This is a genomic window from Neorhizobium tunisiense, from assembly GCF_039631515.1.
Classification (GTDB): Bacteria; Pseudomonadota; Alphaproteobacteria; order Rhizobiales; family Rhizobiaceae; genus Neorhizobium.
Genome location: NZ_JBDIUU010000019.1, coordinates 1 through 4,292 on the forward strand (window position 1 = coordinate 1; position 4,292 = coordinate 4,292).

The 4,292-nt window shown below is 61.5% G+C and carries 2 protein-coding genes and 1 pseudogene; all 3 read right to left on the minus strand.

From position 1 onward, the window contains the following. Nucleotides 1–1,577: methyl-accepting chemotaxis protein (locus ABCW43_RS28790; RefSeq protein ID WP_345930748.1), on the minus strand; the 1,577-nt coding region annotated here is incomplete at its 3' end. 170 nt (nt 1,578–1,747) lie between these two features. Further along, nucleotides 1,748–3,568, minus strand: coding sequence for a methyl-accepting chemotaxis protein (locus ABCW43_RS28795; protein WP_345930749.1), 1,821 nt, complete (start codon nt 3,566–3,568; stop codon nt 1,748–1,750). A gap of 172 nt (nt 3,569–3,740) precedes the next feature. Further along, nucleotides 3,741–4,292 (minus strand): annotated as a pseudogene (locus tag ABCW43_RS28800) (methyl-accepting chemotaxis protein); the annotation flags it as partial.

Consider the following 4,292-nt stretch of genomic DNA (forward strand, 5'->3'; position numbering starts at 1 on the left):
GCGCCGATATCCTGCTCGCGGCAGGCAGCCGAGATTTCCGAGACCAGTTCGGCGGTCTTCTGGATGTCCGGCACCAGCTTGTTGAGCATTTCGCCCGCTTCCGTCGCAACCTGTACGGTATCGCCGGAAAGTGCGCTGATTTCCGCCGCGGCAGCCTGGGACCGTTCGGCAAGCTTGCGGACTTCCGAGGCGACGACCGCAAAGCCCTTGCCGTGTTCGCCGGCACGGGCGGCTTCCACCGCGGCGTTCAGGGCGAGAAGGTCGGTCTGGCGGGCGATTTCCTGGACGATCGAGATCTTCTCGGCGATCGTGCGCATCGCGCCGACGGCACGGCCGACGGCCTGGCCGGATGCTTCCGCGTCACGGGACGACTGGCGGGCAATCTTCTCCGTCTGGGCGGCGTTGTCGGCGTTCTGCTTGATGTTCGCCGCCATCTGTTCCATCGAGGCGGAGGCCTCTTCGGCCGAGGAGGCCTGTTCGGTCGCACCCTGGCTCAGCTGCTCCGAGCTTGCCGAAAGTTCCTGGCTGCCCGAGGAGACGTTGTCGGATGCGGCGAGCGCATCGCCGACGACGCCGCGAAGACGCTCCACCATGCTCTGCAGCGCAAGCCCGAGAACGTCCTTGTCGGAGAGCGGCTTGGGCGAGATCGTCAGATCGCCGTTGGCGATGCGATCGGCGACGCCTGCGGTCGTGCGCAAGTTGGCAATCATGCTCTGCATGGCAATGCCGAGCATATCCTTGTCGGAGAGTGGCTTGGCTTCGACCGAAAGATCGCCGGCAGCGATGCGGTCCGCTACGGTCGCGGTGTTGCGCAGATTGTCGGTCATGATGTTGACGGTGTCGATCAGGTCCTTGATCTCATCGTTCGTCTTGATCCCGACCTTCTGATTGAGGTCACCTATCGCAACGGCATTCGCGACCGTCGCGATCTTCTTCAGGCCGCGGCTGATGCCGAGTGCGATCCAGATGGCGGCCATGATCGCGATGAGCGCTGCGACTGCAGTCAGGATCGTGAGACGCGTGCTGGTGCTGGAATATTGCTGGTCGGTAGCGACCGTCGCGTCGGTCATCGACTGGCGCTCGATCTTCAGGATCTCGCCGAGATTGCTTTCAAGGAGGTTCAGCGCCTGCCGGATGTCGGTCTGGGAGACCTTCTGGGCGCCGCTCTTGTCTCCTGCCGCTACCAGCGCACGGATACGGTCGTCACCCGCGTTGAAAAGCTGGGCGGCCTTCGATACGTCGGCCCAACGGTCTTTCGTCTCGCTTGTTGCCGCCTTTTGAGCCTGATCCAGCAGAGACGCGAGAAGCTTGCGGGCCTCGTCACCTTTGCTTTTCGCGCCAGCGACTTCCTCAGGCTGCTCGTACATCATGAAATTCTTCTGCTGACGTATCATTTCGAGCTGGACGATATTAATACGCTGCGCCTGGTCGAGGCGCGACGCAGGCCCGGAAACGAGATTGCCCATCGCCGAATTCAGCAGACCCAGGCTGACGATCCCGTAGGCAGAACTGCCGATCAGCAGAGCGACGACTAGGGAGAAAGCCAAGCCAAGCTTCAGTTTAATAGTAAATCGCATTTTAAAACCCTCGAAATTCGTGGAAAGTCAGGATGTTTCAATCGGATGCGATCGGAAAAGCGTGACGATCGGGAGACCCCTTGCGGCAGCATCTTCAGTGGTCGCACCAACGCAATCACGCTGGCTGTCGCGGGGCCGCCTGACAGCCCCGCTCATTGGTCAGGAAGCGCTCAGGCGCTTTCCCTGAAATCATCGTCGTCCCGGTCCGGGCCGCCCATCGAAAGATCGAGAGCAAATCCCTTGGCGCGGGATTGCTGGGATGCGACGGAATGGCCGGCCGGCCGAGAAGCAGGAGCTTTCGATGGCTGTTTTGCGTCAGGCTTTGCGGTTGCGTGAACCTTGGAACCCTGCTGCATCCGAGCCTTCGCGTTGGCCCGTTCGACCTTGAAGAAGGCGATCGAGGCCTGCAGCTCTTCGGCCTGCGAGGCGAGTTCTTCCGAGGTCGCCGACATCTCTTCCGAGGCACCGGCATTCTGCTGGGTCACCTTGTCGAGCTGCTGGATCGCTTCGTTGATCTGGCTGGCGCCGATATCCTGCTCGCGGCAGGCAGCCGAGATTTCCGAGACCAGTTCGGCGGTCTTCTGGATGTCCGGCACCAGCTTGTTGAGCATTTCGCCGGCATCGGTCGCGACCTGCACCGTTTCGCCGGAGAGGGCGCTGATTTCTGCAGCGGCAGCCTGGGACCGTTCGGCAAGCTTGCGGACTTCCGATGCGACGACCGCAAAGCCCTTGCCGTGTTCGCCGGCACGGGCGGCTTCGACCGCGGCGTTCAGGGCGAGAAGGTCGGTCTGGCGGGCGATTTCCTGGACGATCGAGATCTTCTCGGCGATCGTGCGCATGGCGCCGACGGCGCGGCCGACGGCCTGGCCGGATGCTTCGGCGTCACGCGACGACTGGCGGGCGATCTTTTCGGTCTGTGCGGCGTTGTCGGCGTTCTGCTTGATATTGGCGGCCATCTGCTCCATCGAGGCGGAGGCCTCTTCGGCCGAAGAGGCCTGTTCGGTCGCACCCTGGCTCAGCTGCTCCGAGCTTGCCGACAGCTCCTGGCTGCCCGAGGAGACGTTGTCGGATGCGGCGAGTGCATCGGCGACGACGCCGCGCAGACGCTCGACCATGCTTTCGAGCGCGAGGCCAAGCGTGTCCTTGTCGGAGAGCGGCTTCGGCGAAACGGTCAGGTCGCCATTGGCGATCTGGTCGGCGATATAGGCAGTATTGCGCAGGTTGGCGGTCATTATATTGATCGTGTCAACCAGGTCCTTGATCTCGTCATTGGTCTTGATCTCGACGTTCTGGTTGAGGTCGCCGATCGAGACCGCATCCGCCACGGCCATGATCTTGCGAAGGCCGGAGCTGATTCCGCGCCCAATCCACAGGGCGACAAGGAACGAGAACACGAAAAGCCCAACACCCATCCCAATCAGCACGTTCCTGGAATTGGTATACTGCTCGTTGGTTGCTTCGTCCGTGGCGTGCAGCTCGGCCTCGATGAGAGTTGTAAGGTCCGACATCAGCGCCGACAGGCGATTGACCAAAGCCGCGCCCTCGGTCATCGAAATCTCAGCGGCGCGATGATTGCTCTCGTTGGTATTTTGCGTGGCAAGAGTCAGCACCTCATTCTGTACGGCGACGAATGAAGGATAGACTGACCGTAATTCACCGACCTTGGAGCGCATGGCGGGATCGGTGGCCTTCTCGAAATCGGCCAAGATCGCCTCGAATTCCTTGCGAGCCGCTTCGACATTCTGGCGATACACGCTGATCTTGGCAGGCTCGTTGTTCAGAATGGCGTTTTTCTCTCCCCGGATTGCGCCTGCCAGGGATGTCGAAAGCGTGTTCAGGCTATCAAGGTGGCTGGCAGGGCCCTGAACAATGTGAGTGACGGAGGAGTTGAGCGACGAAAGATTGATGATCGCCAGAACAGCCATGCCGATTGACATCATTATCACCAGGCCAAAGGCGATGGCGAGTTTGAGCTTAATGGTGAAGCGCATGGATCGTATCCCCGATTTCAATGCGATGACAAACTTGGCCCATCCGTAGACGGGTAGCTTTGTTAACGCAGTCAGGCCGATACATTCACCCTTCTGCACACCGGAGACCCGGCATTATGTCGTCGCATACACACGACGGCGGTCCCGGGCCGAAGCCCGGGATTTTTGATTGTCAGGCGCTTTCGCGGAAGTCCGCGTCGTCGGCATCCGGACCGCCCATCGACATGTCGAGGGCAAAACCCTTGGCGCGGGCTTGCTGGCTGAGCACCGAATGATCGGCCTTGTGAGACGGCTGGCCCGCAGGGCGGCGCATCTGGGCCGGCTTGCCGATCGGCTTCTGGGCCGCAACGGTAGCCGGAGCCCGCTTGGCCGGTTTCTTGCCGCCGGCCTGATCGACCCGGAAGAAGGCGATCGAGGCCTGCAGCTCTTCGGCCTGCGAGGCGAGTTCTTCCGAGGTCGCCGACATCTCTTCCGAGGCACCGGCATTCTGCTGGGTCACCTTGTCGAGCTGCTGGATCGCTTCGTTGATCTGGCTGGCGCCGATATCCTGCTCGCGGCAGGCAGCCGAGATTTCCGAGACCAGTTCGGCGGTCTTCTGGATGTCCGGCACCAGCTTGTTGAGCATTTCGCCGGCATCGGTCGCGACCTGCACCGTTTCGCCGGAGAGGGCGCTGATTTCTGCAGCGGCAGCCTGGGACCGTTCGGCAAGCTTGCGGACTTCCGA

Bases quoted from the DNA above. Each gene is read 5' to 3' on its own strand.
- ABCW43_RS28795 (WP_345930749.1), bottom strand. From the start codon at position 3,568: ATGCGCTTCACCATTAAGCTCAAACTCGCCATCGCCTTTGGCCTGGTG.